20 protein-coding genes are annotated in these 20,367 nt (G+C 67.2%); 17 read left to right on the top strand and 3 right to left on the bottom strand.

The features are described from left to right. Positions 1-19: 19 nt before the first annotated feature. The 16 genes from KZZ07_RS09550 (at position 20) to KZZ07_RS09475 (ending at position 15,994) form a co-directional block, all read left to right on the top strand. Positions 20-475: an NUDIX domain-containing protein gene (locus tag KZZ07_RS09550; RefSeq protein WP_219513780.1), complete on the top strand. Its 456-nt coding sequence runs from the start codon at positions 20-22 to the stop codon at positions 473-475. Continuing rightward, positions 462-2,093 (top strand): aminoglycoside phosphotransferase family protein, encoded by a 1,632-nt coding sequence (locus KZZ07_RS09545; protein WP_219513779.1) that lies wholly within the window; start codon positions 462-464, stop codon positions 2,091-2,093. The genes KZZ07_RS09550 and KZZ07_RS09545 overlap by 14 nt, the downstream gene beginning before the upstream one ends. Further along, positions 2,086-2,967 (top strand): GAK system ATP-grasp enzyme, encoded by an 882-nt coding sequence (locus KZZ07_RS09540; protein WP_219513778.1) that lies wholly within the window; start codon positions 2,086-2,088, stop codon positions 2,965-2,967. Before KZZ07_RS09545 ends, KZZ07_RS09540 begins: the two co-directional genes overlap by 8 nt. After that, on the top strand, positions 2,964-4,037 hold the full coding sequence (locus KZZ07_RS09535; RefSeq protein ID WP_219513777.1) for an HprK-related kinase B: 1,074 nt from the start codon (positions 2,964-2,966) through the stop codon (positions 4,035-4,037). The genes KZZ07_RS09540 and KZZ07_RS09535 overlap by 4 nt, the downstream gene beginning before the upstream one ends. Beyond that, the gene (locus KZZ07_RS09530; RefSeq protein ID WP_219513775.1) at positions 4,030-4,716 is read left to right on the top strand and encodes a histidine phosphatase family protein; all 687 of its coding nucleotides are present in this window, start codon (positions 4,030-4,032) and stop codon (positions 4,714-4,716) included. The genes KZZ07_RS09535 and KZZ07_RS09530 overlap by 8 nt, the downstream gene beginning before the upstream one ends. A 38-nt stretch (positions 4,717-4,754) precedes the next feature. Next, positions 4,755-6,059 carry a metallophosphoesterase gene (locus tag KZZ07_RS09525; RefSeq protein ID WP_370631098.1) on the top strand — a complete coding sequence of 435 codons (1,305 nt, stop codon included), beginning with the start codon at positions 4,755-4,757 and terminating at the stop codon, positions 6,057-6,059. An 18-nt stretch (positions 6,060-6,077) separates the two neighbouring features. Beyond that, on the top strand, positions 6,078-6,350 hold the full coding sequence (locus tag KZZ07_RS09520) for an amphi-Trp domain-containing protein (RefSeq protein ID WP_219513771.1): 273 nt from the start codon (positions 6,078-6,080) through the stop codon (positions 6,348-6,350). A gap of 118 nt (positions 6,351-6,468) precedes the next feature. After that, complete coding sequence (gene otnK / locus KZZ07_RS09515) at positions 6,469-7,734, top strand: 3-oxo-tetronate kinase (RefSeq protein ID WP_219513770.1); 1,266 nt, start codon at positions 6,469-6,471, stop codon at positions 7,732-7,734. Continuing rightward, the gene (gene otnC, locus KZZ07_RS09510; RefSeq protein ID WP_219513769.1) at positions 7,731-8,381 is read left to right on the top strand and encodes a 3-oxo-tetronate 4-phosphate decarboxylase; all 651 of its coding nucleotides are present in this window, start codon (positions 7,731-7,733) and stop codon (positions 8,379-8,381) included. Before otnK ends, otnC begins: the two co-directional genes overlap by 4 nt. Then, positions 8,378-9,142 carry a hydroxypyruvate isomerase family protein gene (locus KZZ07_RS09505; protein ID WP_219513768.1) on the top strand — a complete coding sequence of 255 codons (765 nt, stop codon included), beginning with the start codon at positions 8,378-8,380 and terminating at the stop codon, positions 9,140-9,142. Before otnC ends, KZZ07_RS09505 begins: the two co-directional genes overlap by 4 nt. A gap of 29 nt (positions 9,143-9,171) precedes the next feature. Then, positions 9,172-10,104: a 3-hydroxyacyl-CoA dehydrogenase gene (locus KZZ07_RS09500; protein ID WP_219513767.1), complete on the top strand. Its 933-nt coding sequence runs from the start codon at positions 9,172-9,174 to the stop codon at positions 10,102-10,104. Positions 10,105-10,119: 15 nt separating this feature from the next. Continuing rightward, positions 10,120-11,049, top strand: coding sequence for a 3,5-dioxohexanoate:acetyl-CoA acetone transferase (kce, locus tag KZZ07_RS09495; protein ID WP_219513766.1), 930 nt, complete (start codon positions 10,120-10,122; stop codon positions 11,047-11,049). A 72-nt stretch (positions 11,050-11,121) separates the two neighbouring features. Beyond that, positions 11,122-11,817, top strand: coding sequence for an SDR family NAD(P)-dependent oxidoreductase (locus KZZ07_RS09490; protein WP_219513765.1), 696 nt, complete (start codon positions 11,122-11,124; stop codon positions 11,815-11,817). Positions 11,818-11,824: 7 nt separating this feature from the next. After that, positions 11,825-12,625 carry a PfkB family carbohydrate kinase gene (locus KZZ07_RS09485; RefSeq protein ID WP_219513764.1) on the top strand — a complete coding sequence of 267 codons (801 nt, stop codon included), beginning with the start codon at positions 11,825-11,827 and terminating at the stop codon, positions 12,623-12,625. 3 nt (positions 12,626-12,628) lie between these two features. After that, positions 12,629-13,717 (top strand): methylglyoxal synthase, encoded by a 1,089-nt coding sequence (locus KZZ07_RS09480; RefSeq protein ID WP_219513763.1) that lies wholly within the window; start codon positions 12,629-12,631, stop codon positions 13,715-13,717. An 81-nt stretch (positions 13,718-13,798) separates the two neighbouring features. Beyond that, positions 13,799-15,994 carry a type I secretion protein gene (locus tag KZZ07_RS09475; RefSeq protein WP_219513762.1) on the top strand — a complete coding sequence of 732 codons (2,196 nt, stop codon included), beginning with the start codon at positions 13,799-13,801 and terminating at the stop codon, positions 15,992-15,994. 9 nt (positions 15,995-16,003) lie between these two features. Here the strand turns inward: KZZ07_RS09475 and KZZ07_RS09470 are convergent, their stop codons facing one another. The 3 genes from KZZ07_RS09470 to KZZ07_RS09460 all read right to left on the bottom strand — a co-directional run bounded on the left by KZZ07_RS09470 (position 16,004) and on the right by KZZ07_RS09460 (position 18,254). Then, positions 16,004-16,660 (bottom strand): SOS response-associated peptidase, encoded by a 657-nt coding sequence (locus KZZ07_RS09470; RefSeq protein WP_219513761.1) that lies wholly within the window; start codon positions 16,658-16,660, stop codon positions 16,004-16,006. A gap of 4 nt (positions 16,661-16,664) precedes the next feature. Continuing rightward, positions 16,665-17,858, bottom strand: a complete 1,194-nt coding sequence (locus tag KZZ07_RS09465) for a class I SAM-dependent methyltransferase (RefSeq protein ID WP_219513760.1) — start codon at positions 17,856-17,858, stop codon at positions 16,665-16,667. Between the two features lie 93 nt (positions 17,859-17,951). Further along, a complete protein-coding gene (locus KZZ07_RS09460; protein WP_219513759.1) occupies positions 17,952-18,254 on the bottom strand; it encodes a DnaJ family domain-containing protein in 303 nt (100 codons plus the stop codon). Positions 18,255-18,465: 211 nt separating this feature from the next. Between KZZ07_RS09460 and KZZ07_RS09455 the strand changes: the two genes are divergently transcribed. Further along, positions 18,466-20,367 (top strand): acyl-CoA synthetase, encoded by a 1,902-nt coding sequence (locus tag KZZ07_RS09455; RefSeq protein ID WP_219513757.1) that lies wholly within the window; start codon positions 18,466-18,468, stop codon positions 20,365-20,367.

Genomic DNA, 20,367 nt, shown 5'->3' with positions numbered 1-20,367 from the left:
CGGCGGCCCATATGTCCGCATGGATTACGAAGACCTCATACGTCCGACGGTGCGCGCTGTCATCCGCAAGGAAAACCTTGTTCTGGTGCAGGTCAAGCAAGCGGCCTCGGGGCAACGCTATCTGACCCTGCCGGGCGGGCGGCAGGAGGCGGGAGAGACGATGCAGCAGGGGCTGACGCGCGAATGCGTCGAAGAGATCGGGGTGGCGCCCGAGGTCGGCGCGCTGCGCCACGTCGCGGATGTCTTTCGCAGACGGCCCGGCGGCACGCGGCAATTGCTGGAGGTGCTGTTCGACTGCACGGTTCCTGACGACTACGTGCCGATCCTGGGCGCGCGTCCGGACAAGCGGCAGATCGCGACCCTGTGGACCGATCCTGCCAGGCCCGAGGCGCCTTTCCTGCCGCGCTACGACCTGGCGCTGATGCGCGGCGATGCGCCGATCTACCTGGGGAGGCTGGATTGTGTCACGCCCTGACCCGATCGCCGAGAACATGTCGTTCCTGCTGGCGGAACTGGACGGGCAGCTGACCCGGCTGATCGCCTATTTCGACAACCCCCGGACCGAAATCGCGCTGCAACTGGTGCAGCGGGCGGGCTATTCCCACAACCTGTCGGTGCGCGTACGCAAGGCCTGCCTTGCGGGCATGATGCGCGGCAAGACGTCCGGGGCGACCCAGCTGCGGCTGCAGGGGATCGACACCATCGCGCGCAACCTCGACCTGATCTCGCGGCTTGGCCGCCGGGCGGTGGAACAGGCCGAGCGGGTCGACCGTCAAAAGCTGCTGCGGGCCGAGACCTATGGCCCGCCGCTGAAACGCGTGCGCAAGACCGTGGCCCGCATCAACGAGGCGCTGGAGGCCCGCGACAGCAAGCTGGCGGTGCAGATCGGGCAGGCGCGCACCGAGATGGGCGCCTTTCACGACCAGCTGTTCCGGACCTACACCCGCGACATGCAGGGCGCCAAGCACACCGAGGACCTGGCCTATGGGCTGCTCTGCCTGAACGAGGTCACCCGCATGGGAGAGGCGCTGCAGACCATTTCCGAGGCGATCCTGTCGATCAACATCGGCCAATCGGTGCAATTCGAGCGCTATTTCACCCTGCGCAGCGTGCTGGCGGGCGTGGCCCGGGATGAGGAGATCAGCCTGCAGCCGCTGGCCGAGACCCGCTCCGGCTCTGCCATTTCCAGCGTCAACCTGCGCGGCGCCAAGGGCGAGACCGTCGCCGCCGTTTTCAAGGATGGGGACCGCCGCAAGGTCAAGGAAGAGCGCGTCGGGGTCAAAAGCTGGAACTCGGTCTATCCCGGGCTGGCGCCCGAGATCCTGTCCTACGAGAAAAGCGGCAAGTCCGCCGCCCTGCTGATCGAACACCTTGAGGGCGAAACCTTCGAGGACATCGTTCTGGGCGCCACGGACGAGGCGCTGGCCGAGGCCCAGAAGGCGCTGCACAAGACGGTGCGCGACATCTGGCGGCAGACGCTTACCGACGAGCCTGCCGAGATGCGGGCGATGGAGCAACTGGCCAAGCGGATGCCGGACGTGCACCGCCTGCACAGCCGGTTCGTGCGGGGGCGGCAGGAGGTGAACGGCGTGACCGTGGCGGGTTTCGATGACCTTGTCGCGGCGGCGGCAGAGCGCGAGGCGCGGATACCGGCGCCGTTTTCGGTCTATATCCACGGGGACTTCAACCTGGACAACGTGATTTACGACGCGGTGGGCCGCAAGATCCGGTTCATCGACCTGCACCGCTCGCGCTACATGGATTACGTGCAGGACGTGTCGGTCTTCATGGTGTCCAACTATCGCCTGCAGGTGCTGGACGCGGGCACCCGGGCGCGCATCTCGGCGGTGGCGACAGAGATGCACGCGATGGCGGCGAAATTCGCGCGCCGCCAGAAGGACCCGACCTTCGAGTACCGGCTTGCGCTGGGGCTGGCACGGTCCTTTGCCAGTTCGACCCGCTTTGTCGTCGACGAGAAACACGCGCGCCGGATGCTGCTGCGGGCGCGCTATATCCTGGAAACCGCGCTGGCTGTGCCAGAGGGCAAGGAAGCGCGGTTCAAACTGCCCATCAAGGAAGTGTTCAGTGACTAGACGGATCGGGGTCATCGGAACCCCCGGAAAATGGTCGACAGAGGCCCTGGCCGACGCCTTTGAGGCGCGCACCGGGTTTCGGCAGGTGATCGATATGGCCCGCGCGACGCTGGACCTGTCCGCCGGGACGCTGATCTGCGACGGGGTGGATCTTTGCACGCTGGACGGGCTGGTGCTGAAGAAGGTCGCCGAGGACTACAGCCCCGACGCGCTGGACCGGCTGGAAATGCTGCGCGTGGCAGAGGCCCGGGGCGTGCGCATCTTCAGCCCCGCCGAACGGGTGATCCGCCTGATGGACAGGCTGGCCTGCACCGTGACGTTGCGGGGCGCGGATGTGCCGATGCCGCCCACCACCATCACCGAGGACGTGACGGCGGCCCGTGCCGCGCTGGACAGCTACGGCGCGGCGGTGTTCAAGCCGCTCTTTTCCACCAAGGCGCGGGGCATGGTCCTGCTGGAGGCCGACACGTCGGACGCCGAGGCGCAGATTGCGGCCTTCAAGGCGGCGAACCCGGTGATGTATATCCAAAAAAAGGCCGACCTGTCGGGGCATGACCTGGGGATGGTGTTCCTGAACGGCGATTATGTCTGCACCTATGCCCGCGTCAGCCAGACCGATAGCTGGAACACCACGATCCATTCGGGGGGCAAATACGCGCCCTACGAGCCTTCGCCGGAGTTGATCGCGCTGGGCCGCCGCGCGCAGGCGCCTTTTGGCCTGACCTTCACCACCGTCGATATCGCGCTGACGCCGGACGGCCCCATCGTCTTTGAGGTTTCGGCCTTTGGCGGGTATAGCGGCGCGCTCAAGGGGTGCGGGATCGACGCCGCCGCGCTGGTGGCCGATCATGTCCTGCAAGAGGTGTCCGCATGAGAACCGCCGAGGATGTGCTGGCGCAGATTGACCTGGACGCCGCCGGGACGGCGCCCTTTCACCTGGGGGTGGGACGGGTCACTGTCTCTGTCCTGGCGCCTGCGCCGTTGCGTGCGTCCCTGATGGCCTATTTCGCGGGCGCGCTGACGGAAACGCCGGGTGAGATCACGGTGCATCTGTTGCCGGGGCAGGGCCTGTCGCCAGATCCGGACTGGATCGACTGGCAGCGCGAACCCGGCAAGGCAGGGCGCAAGGATGCGGTGCACGACCTGGCCGGTGCGCGGCTGATCCGCAAGGTCCGCAGCGGTGTCACCTTTTTGCAGGCGCCGGGCGTGGCCGTAGCCTTTGGCCCGTTGGCCGAGAACGAAAGCACCGTCATCAATTTCATCAACACGCAGATCCTGAACGCCGGCCTGCGCGAGGGCTGGCAGCTGTGCCACGCGGCGGCGGTGACGCGGGGGGCGCGCACGCTCGCGATCTCGGGGCTGTCAGGTGGGGGTAAGTCAACCTCGATCCTGCGGCTGATGGATATGGAGGGGATGGGTTTCCTCAGCAATGACCGGGTGCTGGTGCGCGCGGGCCGACCGCCGCGCGCGCTGGGCATCCCCAAGCAGCCGCGCATCAACCCCGGCACGATCCTTGGCAATCCGCGCCTGCGGGACATGCTAACGCCGGCCCGGCGCGCCGAGCTGGAGGCGATGCCCGCCGCCGACATCTGGGCGCTTGAGGACAAGCACGACCTGATCGTCGGCGACGTCTATGGCGCCGATCGCCTGCGGTACGAAGGCGCGCTGACCGATTTCTGGGTGCTGAACTGGGATCATGCCACGGATGCGCCAACACAGGTGGCGGAGGTGGCCCTGGCCGACCGGCCGGACTTGCTGGGCGCGATCATGAAAAGCCCGGGCCCCTTCTACCAGCATCCCGACGGCACCTTTGAACCAAATGGCGCAGTGCCCGATCCCGCCCCCTACCTTGAGGCCTTGCGCGGCGTGCGGGTCTGCGAGGTCGCGGGCCGGGTGGATTTCGACGCGCTGGCGGCAGAGGGGCGGCGGCTCTTCGATGGCTGAGCGCGCCTATGTCGCCTTCCTGCGCCACGGCGCCTATCACCAGCGCAAGGGGGTGCCCTCGGCCCGACAGCCCTGGCCCTTGACCGATGAGGGCAAGGCACAGGCCGGCGCCGGCGCGGACCTGCTGGCCGGGATGATCGCGGAGCACGGGCTGCGCCTGTCACCTGTTGTCCATACCTCGCACCAGTTGCGGGCCTGGCAAACGGCGCAGGAGCTGGCGGCGCGGCTGGACTCGTTGGGGCATGTCACAGAAAGGGTCGTGGAAACACCCGCGCTGGCCGAACGTGGCCTTGGTAGCGCTGCCAACCTGACCGTTCCGGAAATCGAGGCGGCGTTGCGCGACGATCCGCGCCATGACGCGCCGCCGCCGGGCTGGAAATCGGACAGCGACTATTGCCTGCCGCTGGACGGGGCGGAAAGCCTGATGATGGCGGGGCGACGGGTGGCCGATCACCTGGCGGCCACGTCGCGGCCCGGATGGCTGACCGTCCACGTCGGGCATGGCGCCTCGTTCCGGCATGCCTGTTTTTACCTTGGCATTCTCGACCGGGCGGAAATTGCCCGCCTGTCGATGTTTCATGCCCGCCCGTCACTGATCTGTCATGAAGCGGATGGTAGGTGGTCCCACTTGGCCGGAGCATGGAAGATCAGGGAACCCGGGGGCGACCCCAAGGATTGACCCTCCGAAGTACCCGGCCGTGGCAAGGGGACCGGAAAGTGGCGCAGATCCAGAACAGTATCGGCAGCGAGTCCATCCTGTTGCCGCAGGTTTTCGACGGGGATGCCTGCCTGCCGGACCTGCCGCGCAGCGTCATTCCCTGGCCCGGGGCCGGGACGCAGCCGCAAATCGCGCGCTGTCTCGACCGGGCGCGGGCGCATGGCGGCTGGCGCTGGCCGGATGTGCCCGTTGTCTTTGTCTCCGACCCGCATGCGGATGCCGAGGGGTTCCTGCGCTCACTGACTGCCGCCGGGGTGATCCATCGTGCGGGCGGGCGCATCGGGCTGACAGGCTTTGGCCAGCGGGCGCGGATCGTGCTGGGCGGCGACAGTCTGGACAAGGGGCCGAGCAACCTGGCCCTGCTGGATGCGATTGCCGCGCTGCGCGCCACGGGGGCGGATGTCCATATCCTGGCGGGCAACCATGACCTGCGGATGCGCATGGCCGTGGCCGCCCTGCGCGGCCCTAAGTCGCCCTTGCGCGAACACCTGTTTGTTCGCATGGGTCGCAAGATCCTGCCCGCCCTGCGCGAGGTGCTGGAGCGGTTCGTTACCGCCGGTGACCTGGACGCCCTGCCGGACGAGGCGACCTGCAAGGCGCGGCTTTTGCCCCGGGCGGACTGGGCGGTGCGGTTCGAACAGGCGGCGCGGGCCGAACTGCGCCCCAAGGTCATCGCCAAGGAGACCGCCAAACTGGGCGCCAAGCTGGCGAAGTTCGATGCCGAATGCGCGCGGTCGGGGATGACCTGCCGCGAGATCCTGGCCGCGGCGTTGAAATGTCATCAGGTCTTTTTCGAACCCGGCGGCACCTATGCCTGGTTTTACGACAGCATGGACGTGGTGGCGCGCAGCGGATCCTTGCTGTTCGTGCACGCGGGCCTGTGCGACAGCATGTGCGATCTGCTGGTGCGCGAAGGGCCGGAGGCGGTCAACGCGCGGTATCGCGCGGCGGCAGAGGACGCCTCTCTGGGGTTCTATTTCGGCCCGCTGGCGAACCTGGTGCGGACGAAGTACCGCGCCTCCGACTGTGCGCTGACAGATCGTGGGGTTGGCGCCTTGCACCGCGCGGGCATCCACATGGTGGTGCAGGGGCATGTCAACAACCACGCCGGTCAGCGGCTTCTGGCCAAGCGCGGGTTGCTGCACCTCGAAGGGGACATCACGCTGGACCGCGCCTCGCGCGCGCTGGAGGGGCTGGAGGGGATCGGCGCGGGCGCGACCTTGATCTTTCCCTCCGGAGATGTGATCGGGCTGAGCCGTGACTACCCGTCGGCAAAGCATTTTGCCCCGGAACGCATGAGCTGACACAGCGAAAGGGTCCGCATGAGCGATGACAAAGGCCGTTTCTCGCATGAATCCCTGCAGGATGCGAAGACGATCAAGACCCTTCTGACCGCGCTGGCCAAGGGGTTTTCCAAGGGCGAGATGACGCTGGGCGACGAGGATGACGAACTGGTCCTGAAAACCGCCGGGCTGATGAACCTCCGCATCAAGGGTGAACGCCAGGACGGCCAGTGCGAGGTCAGCCTGCGGGTGACCTGGGCCGATCCGGAGGCGCCCGCGACGCGCAAGGAAAAGCCGCGGATCGACAGCTGAAAGGCCCCCGCACAGCCGGGGCGGCGGTCATACACCTTGAACGAACATGGGACCTCGTGAAGGATGGCGTCGGAGGAGCGACGCCATACTCAATGGCCTGCGCGAAGGGGAAGTAAAAGTGACGACAGTGCTCGGCGCCATTGCCGACGATTTCACCGGTGCGACCGATCTGGCGGGGCTGCTGGCGCGATCCGGTGTCCGGGTGTCGCTGCGGATGGGCGTTCCGGACGGGCCGCCGGAGGATCCGGCGCCTTTCGAGGTGATCGCGCTCAAGATCCGGACCGCGCAGGTCGACCACGCCGTGGCCGAGGCGCGCGCCGCGCTGGACTGGTTGCAGAGGGCGGGGGCAGAGCGGTTCTTCTGGAAATATTGCTCGACCTTCGATTCGACACCCGAGGGCAATATCGGCCCGGTGGCCGAGGCGCTGATGCATGACTCGGGTGCGGATCAGACCATCTATTGCCCGGCCTTTCCGGAAAATGGCCGGTCGATCTACATGGGCAATCTCTTTGTCGGGGAACAGCCGCTTGGCGAAAGCCCGATGAAGGATCATCCGCTGACACCGATGCGGGACTCGAACCTGATGCGCCTGCTGGCGCCTCAGGTGACGCAGGCGGTGGGGCTGGCCAACCGGCTGACCGTCGCTGGCGGGGTCAAGACGCTGACCGCGCGGCTGGACGCGTTGCGGGCCGAGGGCGTGGCGCATGTGGTGGTGGACGCGGTGGCGAACGAGGATCTGCATGTCATCGCCGAGGCCTGCCGCGACATGCCGCTGATGACCGGGGGCAGCGCCGTGGCTATGCCCTTGCCCGGTCTGTGGCAGGCAGACGGGCTGCTGGCGCAGGCCGGGGCGCCCTCGCGTCCCCAGGTGGGGCCGGGGGCGGTGATCCTGTCGGGCAGCTGTTCGGCGATGACCAACGCACAGGTGGCCGCCTATCGTGAAACCGGCGCCCCTGCCTTCCGGCTGGACCCGCAGGACCTGGACGAACGCGGTGTCACACCCGCCATCGACTGGTTGTCGGGACTGTCGGCAGAGGCCGCGCCGCTGATCTACGCCACTGCCGATCCGGCCTCTGTCAGGGCCACCCAAGAGAGCCTGGGCGCGGCCCGTGCGGGCGAGATCGTCGAAGAGGCGCTGGCCGCCTGCGCCTTGGCGGCGCGCGACATGGGACGGCGCCGGTTTGTCATCGCGGGCGGAGAGAGTTCCGGCGCGGTGACGCAGGCGCTGGGCGTTTCCCGGCTGGACATTGGCCGTGAGATCGCGCCGGGTGTCCCCTGGTGTTTTGCCGAAAGCGGCGGCGACAGCATCGCGCTCACGTTGAAATCGGGTAACTTCGGCGCCGAGAGCTTTTTCACCGACGCGCTGGACATGCTGGACCAATGACCGAGGAGACCCGCCTTCGAGAGCTGATCTGCACGCTGGCCAGGTCGATGTTCGACCGGGGGCTGACCGGCGGATCCACGGGCAACATATCGTCCCGTACGCCGGACGGTGGCCTTCTGGTCTCGCCCACCGGCACCAGTTTCGGGCGGCTGGACCCGGCGCGGCTCAGCCGCTTTGACGCCGAGGGCCGCCATGTCGATGGCGACAAGCCGACAAAGGAAATGCCCCTGCATTCCGCCTTTTACGACACGCGCAGCCAGGCCGGCGCGGTGGTGCACCTGCATTCCTGCCACGCGGTCGCCCTGTCGATGATGCCCGATGTGGACAAGGATGATTTCCTGCCGCCGCTGACGCCCTACGGGATCATGCAGTTGGGGCGGGTCACGCTGCTGCCCTTTTTCCGGCCCGGTGATCCCGCGATGGGAGAGGCGGTGCGCGGGCTGGCGGGCAAACGCTCGGCGGTGATGCTGGCCAACCACGGGCCAGTGGTGGCGGGCAGGGATGTCGAGGCCGCCTGCAATGCCATCGAGGAACTGGAGGCCACCGCGCGGCTGGCGATGCTGACGCGGGGCCTGTCACCGCGCGCCCTGTCAGAAGCGCAGGTGCAAGACGTCGTCACGCATTTCAACATCGAGTGGGACACATGAAATTCTCTGCAAACCTGGGCTTTCTCTGGACGGACCTACCGCTGCCGGACGCGATCCGGGCGGCAAAGGCGGCGGGGTTCGACGCGGTCGAATGCCACTGGCCCTACGACGTGCCTCCGGGGGATGTCCGCGCTGCGCTGGACGAAACCGGGCTGGACATGCTGGGCCTCAACGCCCGGCGCGGCGACGTGGCGGCAGGGGACAGGGGATTGACCGCGATCCCGGGCCGCGAGGATGAGGCGCGGGCCGCCATCGACGAGGCACTGGCCTATGCGCAGGCAATCGGAACGCTGTCCGTGCATGTCATGTCGGGGGTTTCCGGCGGCCCAAGGGCGCGGGCGACCTACTGCGAAAACCTGGCCTATGCCTGCGATGCGGCGGCGGTCGAGGGCATCACAATCCTGATCGAGCCGATCAATCACTACGATGCGCCGGGCTATTTCCTGTCGACCTCCGCGCAGGCCGCTGCCATCATCCGCGAGGTCGGAAGGCCCAACCTGAAGATGATGTTCGACTGTTTCCACATCCAGATCATGGAGGGGGACGTCTGCCGGCGGCTGGAACATCTGCTGCCGCTGGTCGGTCATATCCAGATCGCCGCCGTTCCCGACCGGGGGCCACCGGATCATGGCGAGCTGGACTACGGCCATGTGCTGGATCAGATCGGGCAGTTGGGATGGACCCGGCCGATCGGGGCCGAATACATACCCGAAGGGCCGACCGGTGACAGCCTGGGCTGGATGACCCGGTATCGCGGGTGACACGGGCCACGGGCCGGGGAGGGGATGAGATGACAGAGACAATCGCCATCATCGGCGCGGGCCTGATTGGCCGATCCTGGAGCGTGCTGTTCGCCCGCGCCGGGTTCGACGTACAGGTCTGGGACGTCGACCCCGCCGTGCTGGAGCGGTTTCCGCAGGACCTGGCTAGGCTCTGCGACACGCTGCAGGCCGAGGGGCTGCTGGAGGATCGCGAGGGCACACTGGCCCGCGTCCGGACCTGTCCGACGCTGGAAGAGGCGGTCTCGGGCGTCTGCTTTGTGCAGGAAAACGGGCCCGAGCGGATCGAGGTAAAAGAGGCGCTCTTTGCCCGGCTCGATGCGGGTGCGTCGCCCGAGGCGGTGCTGGCCTCCTCCACCTCTGCCATCGTGCCGTCGCGCTTTACCGAGGGGCTGGCCCACCGGGGGCGCTGTCTCGTCGGTCACCCGGTGAACCCGCCCCACCTGGTGCCCGTGGTCGAACTGTGCCCGGCCCCCTGGACCACGGCAGAGACCCTGGACCGGGCCGAGGCGATCTATGAACGGATCGGACAGGTGCCCGTCCGGATGAGCGCCGAGCGCGACGGTTTTGTCCTGAACCGGCTGCAAGGGGCGCTTTTGGCCGAGGCGCTGCGCCTGCTGGGCGAAGGGGTTGTCAGCGTCGAGGGGCTGGACGCGACGATCAAGCACGGGCTGGGCCTGCGCTGGGCGCTGATGGGACCGGTCGAGACCATCGACCTGAACGCGCCGGGCGGTCTGATCGACTATGCGACGCGCTATGGCCCCTTTTTCGCCGGTTTGGCAGAGACTCCGGCGGGGCCAGAGGTCTTTTCGGTCGAGAATGCCGAGAAGATCGCCGCCACCTGGTCGCAGGACCGCAGCCCCGACAGTATCCGCGCGCGACAGGACCGCCGCGACCGCCGCCTGGCTGCCCTGCGCCGTCACCTGATGTCCGACACCGACTGATCCAAGGAGATCCTCATGGCCAAGCCCCGCAAGGTGATCGTCACCTGTGCCGTCACTGGCGCCATTCACACGCCGTCCATGTCGGAACACCTTCCGGTCACGCCCTCCGAAATCGCCGAGGCCGCCATCGGCGCGGCCAAGGCGGGCGCCGCCATTGTTCACCTGCACGCCCGAGACCCGCAGGACGGCCGCCCGGACCAGACGCCAGAGGCCTTCACGCCCTTTCTGGGGGTCATCAAGCAGGCCTCTGACTGCGTGGTGAACATCACCACCGGGGGCGCGCCCACCATGAGCGTGCAGGAACGCGTGCGCCCGGCGGAAACCCACCAGCCCGAGGTGGCCTCGCTGAACATGGGCAGCATGAATTTCGGCCTTTTCCCGATGCTGAAGCGCTTTCCGGATCTGACCCATCAGTGGGAGCGTGACTACGTCGGCAACAAGGACATCATCTTCAACAACAGCTTCGGTCAGATCGAATACATCCTGACCACGCTGGGCGCCTCTGGCACCCGGTTCGAATTCGAGTGTTACGACACTTCGCACCTATATAATCTCCGGTATTTCCTGGACGAGGGGCTGGTGAAACCGCCCCTGTTCATCCAGACGGTTTTCGGCCTGATGGGGGGCATCGGGGCGCATCCCGAGGACGTACAGCACATGAAGCGCACCGCCGACCGGCTGTTCGGGGATCAATACCGCTGGTCGGTGCTGGGCGCGGGCAAGAACCAGTTGCCGATTGCCGCAATGGCCGCCGCGATGGGCGGCAATATCCGCGTGGGGCTGGAGGATTCGCTCTGGCTTGGCCCCGGGGTGCTGGCGAAAAGCAACGCCGACCAGGTGGCCAAGGCGCGCCAGATCGTCGAGGGGCTGGGCCTGGACCTGGCCACCCCGGACGAGGCGCGCGAGATCCTGGCGCTGAAAGGCGCCGACAAGGTCGGGTTCTGAGGCTGCGCGCAGCTTTGCCTGCCGGAGAATTGACACTAGGCTGACCCCGTTGAGGGGCGCGAGGGGAATGCAATGACCAAGCCACATGCAGTGATCATCGGCGCGGGCGAGGGGCTTTCGGCGGCGCTGGCGCGGGAACTGGCGCGGGATCATGCGCTGACGCTGGCCGCGCGCGGCGGCGAAAAGATGCGCGCGGTGGCCGAAGAGACCGACGCCCGCCGCGTCCTGCTGGACGCCACGGACGAACATGACGTGGCGCGGCTGTTCGACGATCTGCCGGCTGTGCCCCGGGTCGTGATCTACAACCCTTCGGCCCGGGTGCGCGGCCCGGTGGCGGAACTGGACGCAGACAAGGTGCGTGCGGCGGTCGAGGTGACGGCCATCGGCGCCTTCCTGACCGGCAAACACGCGGCGCGCCGAATGCTGGAGGCCGATCCGGTGGCGGGCACGCGCGGGACGATCCTGTTCACCGGCGCCTCGGCAGGGGTCAAGGGCTTTCCCCATTCCGCGCCTTTCGCGATGGGCAAGTTCGCCCAGCGGGGTCTGGCCGAAAGCATGGCGCGAGAGTTACACCCGCAGGGCATCCATGTCGCCTGGGTCAACATCGACGGGGCGATCCTGAACCCGGGCCGCAGCGAACCCGACGAGGCGCCCTCGTCCATGCTGCGCCCCGAGGCGATTGCCCGCAGCTATCGCCACCTGATCGAACAGGATCGCAGCGCCTGGTCGCATGAACTCAGCCTGCGGCCCTGGGTCGAACGGTTCTGAAAGGGACATGGCCCGAATTCTGATCCTGTCCAGCTGGGTCGCGCACGGCCATGTCGGCCTGTCGGCGGCGGCCCCCGCGCTGCAGGCGCTGGGGCACGAGGTTACGCAACTGCCGACCACGGTGCTGTCGAACCATCCCGGCTGGCCGCATGTGGCGGGGGCGCCGGTGCCGGTTGGTCAGATCGAGGGCATGATCGGGGCGCTGGACGCAAACGGCTGGCTGATGGCGCAGGACGCCTTTTTGGTGGGGTACATGCCGTCGCCCGATCACGTTGCGCTTGCGGTTGGCCTTGCGCGTGGGATGCGAAAGGCGGGTGTGCGCGTGATCGTCGACCCGGTGCTGGGCGACCTTCCCGGCGGGCTCTATGTGCCACAGGAGGTTGCCGAAACCCTGCGTGATGCCCTGGTGCCGCTGGCCGATCTGTTGACGCCCAACCTGTTCGAGCTTGGCTGGCTGACCGGCGCGCCGCTGGAAACGCTGGCAGAGGCGCGCGCCGCCGCATCGGGCCTGCTGAACCCTGATGCAGAGGTTCTGGTGACATCCGCGCCGGTGGGGCCGGGCAGGACCGGGGTTCTGCGGGTTGCTGCGGAGGCGGCCCAGGTCTTTGCGGTGGCGCTGCGCGAGGGTGTGCCGCATGGTGTGGGGGACGTGTTCTCGGCCCTGGTTGCGGGTGGTTTGTCGCCGGGTCTTGCCCTCGGGCAGCTGTCCGCGCTGATCGAGGCCAGCCTGGACGCGCCGCACCTGCGTATCGCCTCGGCGGCCCCGGACTGGACCCGGGCCGCCCCCCTGACCCCGACGGAGATCTGACCGATGGCCTTCGATTTCATCCTGATGCTGACCGCCAATGACCGCACCATCCCCGACGCCCGCGCGCGCCTGGAAGAGGCGCTGGAAGGCGGTGTGCGCCATATCGGTTTCAAGGATGTCGGCCTGCCCCTGTCCGAACTCATGGGGCTGGCCGCGGCGATCCGCAGCGCCGGAGGACGATCCTACCTGGAGGTCGTGAGCCTTGATGCCGAAAGCGAACTGGCCTCGGCACGGGCGGCGGTGGAAATCGACGTGGATTGCCTGCTGGGCGGCACGCGGGCGCAGGACGTGACAGAGGTCACCCGCAACCACCCGCTGCGATACTATCCCTTTCCGGGCCGGATCACCGGCCATCCCAGCGTGCTGGAAGGCCTGGCCGAAGATATCGTGACCTCGGCCCGGCGGCTGGCAGATCATGAGCATGTGCACGGGCTGGACCTCTTGGCCTATCGCTTTGACGGTGACGTGGCGGGGCTGATGACCTCTGTCTGTGCCGCGGTGGGCAAGCCGGTCATCATGGCGGGCAGCATCGACAGCGAGGACCGCGTGGCCGCCTGCGCGCAGGCGGGCGCGGCGGGGTTCACCGTGGGCACGGCGGCGCTGTCCGGCGTGTTCCCGGCGGAAAGCAGCGGCTTCGCGGCGCAGGTCCGGGCGATCCTGGCGATCACGGCGCGGGCGCGTGCGGTGTCCACCGCGCCACGGCGGCTCGCGCTGGTGGCGCATGACACCCGCAAGGCCCAGTTGCGCGCCTGGGTGCTGCGGCACCGCGCGGCGCTGTCGGGGCACCGGCTGATCTGTACCGGCGGGACGGGGCGGATGCTGCACGAACTGGCGCCGGAACTGGAGATAAGGCGCCTGCAACGCGGCGACCGGGGCGGCGATCAGCAACTGGGCGCCCTCGTGGCGACCGGAGAGCTGGATGCGGCGATCTTTTTCGCCGATCCGACGGTGCCGCATGGCGGGGATGCCGACCTGCAGGCGCTGACCCGTCTGGCGATGCTGCATGACGTGCCGCTGGCGCTCAGCACCTCGGCGGCGGACATGCTGGCCGCCGCGTTGCTGTCGGCGGCCCGAGAGCCGATACAAGTCTAATCATTATCCCGGGGGCGTAGACACTTCGTTTCCGTTTCGGAGCCAATCTGACCTCGCGATTTCCCAGAGGCAGAGGCGACCATGCCCATCCTTCCCATGCCCCTTGCCAGCGCTGGCGAGGCGGAGACCGCCTGGCTGTTCGGCGGCAACATCCTGGCCCCCCGCGCGCCCATGACCGGCCCCGGCAGCTATGCCGAGGCGGTCGAGGCGCTGGGTGTCACCGGGGTGCGCTATCCCGGCGGGTCGTTGACCGAAAGCTACTTTGACCTCTCGAACCCCGATGCCACCACGGTGGTGCACAACGAGACCGGCGAAGGGCAGGATTTCATGCCGCTCTCGGATGTGATGGCCTATGCCGAGGAGACGGGCCGCGCCGTGACCATCGTGCTGCCCACGCGGGAACAGGTTTCGACCCGGTTCGACGACAATGGCGACAGGTTTGCCGATGTGGACGAGGCCGAACTGCGCGGTTTCGTGCGCGACGTCGTCACCGGGGAATACGGCGATGCGCCGGTGGCTGGCTTTGAGATCGGCAATGAATACTGGGGCTCGGGCCGGATGAACGCGGTCGAATACGGGCGCGTCGCGGCAGAGATGACCCGCATCATCGACTCCGAACTGCAAGCGCTGGTGCCGCTGTATCCGGACGCGGCAGATATCGACATCCTGGTCCAGATGGGCACGAACTTCGGCGACTCCTCGTTGGACGAGGCCTATGAAGGCATGTCCAATCCCGAAATCATCGCCGATCTGAACGCGACCTACGGGCTGGATCTGCCGCCGGGGCGCGGCGTCGACTGGACCGAGTTCAACAACCTGCTGGTGATCGAACAATTCGATCCGCAGGAACTGGCCGCTGTCGACGGGGTGATTGCCCATGTCTATTCGCGCGGCGCTGACATGCCGCACACGCGCTATTTCGCGCTGGACCAGATCCAGGACACCTGGTTCGAGGAAACCCCCGACCTTGAAATCCACGTGACCGAGTGGAACCTGCGATCGAACTCGGACAGCCTCGTCGACGACCGGGACTACGGGCTGTTCCAGGCGCAGGAAATGCTGGAGCAGGTCGAGGCCTTCATGGCCGAAGGCGTGGATGCCGCGCAGGTCTGGCCCTTGATCCAGAATACGCCCTCGGCGCTGGGCCTGGGGCAGGACTGGTCCGGCAGCACCCCGCCGGGAGAGATGTTCGCGCTGATGTCGGCCAACATCCCGGGCATGACCATGCTGGATTTCACCCCCGCCAATGCGCGCGAGACGGAATTCGAAGGCGCAGGGCTGGAGGTGCATGGCTTTGCCGATGGGTCGGACATGCTGTTCTACATCATGGCGCCGCAGGATGGCGGTTTTGTCCAAAGCGGTGTCGACCTGAGCGCGCTTGTCGCGGATGTGGGCGCGGTGCAGGCGGTAGTGCTCGGCGTGGCGCCCGGACAGGCGCCGGGTGACACTGCCTCTGACGCGGTTCTTGAACGGCTGGAACCGGAAGAGGTCTGGGAGGACGGCGAGGTGGACGTTGTGCTGGCGGAAGGGGAAATCCTGCAGATCCGCCTGATCGACGTAACCCCGACAGCGGGCTTTGCGCCAGTCTTCGACAGTACCGCGCCGGGGGCGGAGCCTGTCGATGACGTGCTTGTGGACGACGAGCAGATCGACATGGGCGATACCTCGCCCGACCTGCCCGACCCGGGGGGGCGGCCCTCCGGGCCGGAGCCGGCGGATGCCCCCGCGCCAGAAGCTCCGGAGGAACAGTCTCTGGGTCTGGGTTTTGGCGAGTCCGCCCGCGGTCCCCATCCAGAAGCCGCTGCCGAGGTGTCCGACTGGGGGGCGGATTGGACCCGGTTCGAGGCGTTTCGTGACCAGGGGCCAACACCCGAAGACACGCCAGAGGCCCCGGGTCCGTCCTGGGGTGTCGGGTTTCCGGACAAATCCTTCGCTGCGGCGCCCGATACGGGGCGGGTGGAGGTGGAGCATCTGTTTTCCGGTGTCCCGCAGCGGTTCCTGTTCCCGGGGCGCGGCGAGGGGGTGGAGGAGGCGGCGGGCCATGACGGGCCGACGGCCGCCGATCCCGGCGAAGCGGCGCAGGAATTGCTGCGTCTTATGGGTTTTGCCCCGTCCGGCGGCGGCGACGCCGGGCCGGACCCGTTGAGCGACGGGCTGTTCCCGGATCTGCCGGACCCGGAAGACCCCCCTGAGGATCATGGCGGACCGGCGGACGACATGGGGCTCGGCTGGGCGTTGACAGTCATGCCGCTGCTGGCGGCGGCCGGATTAGGCTGAGCCGGCCGCTCAGATTGGCTCGATCAACTCGGGGCCGCTGGCGCGGTTTGAATTCACCGCCGGGTCGACCCGGTAGAAATCCAGCGCGTCCTCTGGCGCGGGCTGCATCAGGGTGGCCGCGCCATGCCCCTCTTCGCCCAGCCACTTGGCCCAGTCCTGCGGGTCCAGCACCACGGGCATCCGGTGATGGATCTGCGACATGGCGGAGTTGGCGCCGCAGGTGACGATCGCGCAGGTGCGACAGGCCAGCCCGTCGCGTTCCCAGTCCTGCCAGACCCCGGCAAAGACCAGCGGGCCATCTCCGGACGGGTGGATGTACCAAGGCAGACGGTTGCCCTCTTCGTCCTTGGTCCATTCGTAAAAACCGGTGCAGGGGATCAGGCAGCGGCGGTCCCGGCAGGCTGCCTTGAAGGCCGGTTTCTCGGCGATGGTCTCGGCCCGGGCATTGATCAGCAGCGGGCCGCCATTGGGCGCCTTGTACCAATGCGGCAGAAACCCCCAGCGCATCGAGACCAACCGCCGGCCCGCGTCCTCCATCACCACGTGGATGTCGTTGGTGGGGCAGACGTTGTAATTGGGCACCTCGGGCAGGTCATTGGCGGGCACCGCGTCGAACAGCTGTGCCATCGCGTCCGGGGGCAGGGTGACCGCGAACCGCCCGCACATCGCGCTAGAGCCCGAAGCGCGAGTAGTGCAGCAGCCCCCAGGCAGTCAGCTCGCGTTCCAGCCGGCCCCAGAGATCGGCAAAGCGCAGCGGGTCGAGTTTCGAGACCTGCTGGATCTGGGCGATGCTGCGGCGGTTGTCGATGGCGGCCATCAGCGGCGCGCAGTCTCGGGGCAGGCGGATCTGCACATCCGCCTCCTTGAGCGTGATCGGCAGCGGGCGGCCCTGGGCAATCGCCTGGGCCGGGCGGCGCATGTCGCTGGTGGGGGAGCGGGGGATCAGGCTCTGGCGCGACCCGCGGGCGATGGGGCGGTCCTCATCCGCGGGAACGAGATAGCCCAGGTGCTTTTTCATCGTGCCGCGCAGCTTCTCGGCCAGGGCCATCGCGGTCGCGTCGTCCATGCCCTTGGGGCGCTCGGTGATGCGGGCCAGGTCATACAGTCCGGGTTGCAACAGCGCCTGCAGCTTCCAGCCGGTCTTGTCCAGGGTCTGCATCAGGCGGGGAATGTCGAACGGCGTGTCCTGACCGTGCAGCAGCAGGTCGTAGAACCCCGCGTCGCTCTGTTCATGGTCGGTGACGTTGATGTTGGCCGCAAAAGGGTGCCCCTTGTGCAGGTTGCCCACGATCTTTTTCGCCTTGGCCAGTCGCGCCTGCGGGGCCATGCCGTCGAAAAGCGTGCCAAAGGCCTCTTGCAGTTGGTAGATGCCCGAGCGGCCATAGGGGGCATAGACCATGAAACCCATGCCGCCGCCCGGGGCCACCGCGGCGCGCAGGGCGGCAAAGCCCGCGTCCGGGTCGGGCAGGTGGTGCAGCACGCCGCAACAGTCGATGTAGTCGAACTGCCCCAACTCGGGTGCGTCCAGCAGGCTGCCGGTGACAAAGGTGATACCGCTCAGGCCACGGGCCTTGGCCCGGGCCTCGGCGATTTCGCGCGAGGCGGTGGACAGATCGACATAGGTGATCTGATAGGGGGCACGCGCGCTGGTCATCATCTGGGCGATCTGGATCAGCGCGTCGCCGGTGCCGCCCCCGGCCACCAGAACCCTGAGCGGTTGCGACCAGTCGCGCTGGCCGCCGAATAGGTAGTGGTCGATTTCCAGCGGATGAGAGGGCGACCCGGTGATCAGCCGCTTTTTCTCATCCTCCGGGCGCCGCTCGGGGTAGGGATAGCTCTCGTACTGTTCCTTGACCGATACCATGCGTGCCTCCGTGACCTCTGGACATGGGTTTGCCCAAAAGGCGGGTGGGGAACAAGCCCGGATATGCCGAGCGAGGCGGCGGAAGAGCTTGCCTCAGCCGCGCCGCCGGGCGATTTCCAACCGGGTTTCCAGCAGCGCGATTTCGCGGATCAGCGCGGCCCGACCGTCGCGGTCGGCGGTGTCGCGCAGCGTCTCGCGCAGGTTGGCCAGATCGCGGGTCAGCGAAACGGCCTCTGGCACGGCGCCGTTTTCCTTGAGGATGCGGGTCATGACCGCGCCGTCGGGATCATCGTGGCGGGGCAGCGGCCGCCCCGCGCCTTCGAGGTTGTCAAAGGCGCCGTCGCGTTCCGCCGCTGTGATGCGGGCATTGATGAGGTCGATCAGCGGGTGGTCCATGTGCGCAGGATAACCCCAAAACAACTGCCCGGGAAAGCGGCAGCTGCCTGCGCCTTGCAGGATTATCTCGGCAATTCAAACGATCTGTTAACCTTTGTGCGGGAACGCGGCGTCATCGCGCGACTGCCGCAGCGTCGGTCACTCTTGCGCGGGGCGTGAAAGGCTCACACACTGTGCGGCAACGAAAACACTTTGGGGAGGAGTGGCGGAGATGACCTACGCGGGCGTGGAGGATCGTAACGCAATCGAGGCGGAGATGCCCTGGTCGGACAGGGACATTCCTCCGACTCTCTGGGGGCAGTTGTCGCGCACCGCAGACCGCTTTCCGGCCCGGCCCGCGACCAGCTATCAGTTGCTCTCCGGTCCGCAGGACAAGGCGGAAACGCTCAGCTGGTCGCAACTGCGCGATCAGACGGCGCAGGCCGCAAACCTGTTCCGCAGCCTTGGCGTGGGCGAAACCGACGTGGTCGCCTATGTGCTTCCGAATTGTACCGAGACCCTATCGACCCTGCTGGGCGGCGCCGTGGCGGGGATCGTGAACCCGATCAACCCGCTGCTGGAGCCCGAACAGATCGCCGCCATCCTGCGCGAGACGGATGCCAAGGTGGTGGTCACGCTCAAGGCCTTTCCGAAAACCGACGTCGCGCAGAAAATGGCCGAGGCGGTGCGCAATGCGCCGCATGTGCACACGGTTCTCGAAGTTGACCTGAACCGCTATCTGACCCCGCCCAAAAGCTGGATCGTGCCGCTGGTCCGGCCCAGGAACCCGGGCAACCATCACGCCGACGTCAAGTGTTTCCGCAAGGAAATGGCGAAACAGCCGAAGACCCTTCAATTCGCCGACAGCACAGGCGACCGGGTCGCGGCCTATTTCCACACCGGTGGCACCACGGGGATGCCCAAGGTGGCGCAGCACACCTACGAGGGGATGCTGTACAACGGCTGGCTGGGGGACCGTCTGCTCTTTACCGAAGAAGACAGCGTGATGTGCCCCTTGCCGCTGTTCCATGTCTTTGCCTGCCACGTCATCCTGATGGCGATGGTCTTTTCCGGCGCGCATGTGGTGTTCCCGACGCCCGCGGGCTATCGCGGCGAAGGTGTGATGGACAACTTCTGGAAGCTCTGCGAGCGCTGGAAAACCACATTTGTCATCACCGTGCCCACGGCGGTTTCGGCGCTGATGCAGCGCAAGGTGGACGCCGACATTACCAGCATCAAGACCGCCTTTTCCGGGTCGGCCCCGATGCCGATGGAACTGTTCAAGCGGTTCGAAAGCGCCTGTGGCGTCACGGTCTGCGAGGGCTATGGCCTGACCGAGGCGACCTGCCTGGTGGCGGTGAACCCGCCAGACGGGACCAAGAAGGTGGGATCGGTCGGGATTCCCTTTCCCTACACGGATGTGCGCATCATCAAACTGGCGCATGGCGAGCCGGTGGAATGTGACGTCGACGAGATTGGAGAGATCTGCGTGTCGAACCCCGGAGTCTACGCCGGCAAGACCTATACCGAAGAGGCCAAGAACGCCGATCTGTTCCATTATGGCACGCATCTGCGCACCGGCGACCTGGGCCGCAAGGATGCGGATGGCTACCTGTGGATCACCGGGCGGGCCAAGGACCTGATCATTCGCGGCGGTCACAACATCGACCCCGCCGAGATCGAGGAGGCGCTGCTGGCGCATCCGGCGGTGGCCTTTGCCGGGGCCATCGGTCAACCGGATTCGCATTCGGGCGAACTGCCCTGCGCCTTTGTCGAGCTGGTGGACGGGGCCGAGGTGACGGAGGCGGAATTGCTGGAACATGCGCGGGTGCATGTTCACGAACGCGCCGCCCACCCCAAGCACATGACGATCCTGCCGGAATTGCCCAAGACCGCCGTCGGCAAGGTGTTCAAGCCCGACCTGCGCAAGCATGCGATCACCCGGGTCTACAACGGCGCGCTGGAAGAGGCGGGCTGTGCCGCGCGCGTGGTTGCGGTCATCGACGACAAAAGCCGGGGGCTGGTGGCGCAGGTGGACCCCAACGGCGCCGACGCGGCGCAGATCGGCCAGGTGCTGGGCGGCTTTACCCGGCCCTGGGAAAAGGCCGGGCAGGGCACGGCGACCGTGGTCTGA

The sequence above is a fragment of the Mameliella sp. CS4 genome (assembly GCF_019392335.1).
GTDB lineage: Bacteria > Pseudomonadota > Alphaproteobacteria > Rhodobacterales > Rhodobacteraceae > Antarctobacter.
The sequence above is the reverse complement of the archived record's forward strand: the minus strand, read 5'-3'. Positions and strand labels throughout refer to the sequence as shown.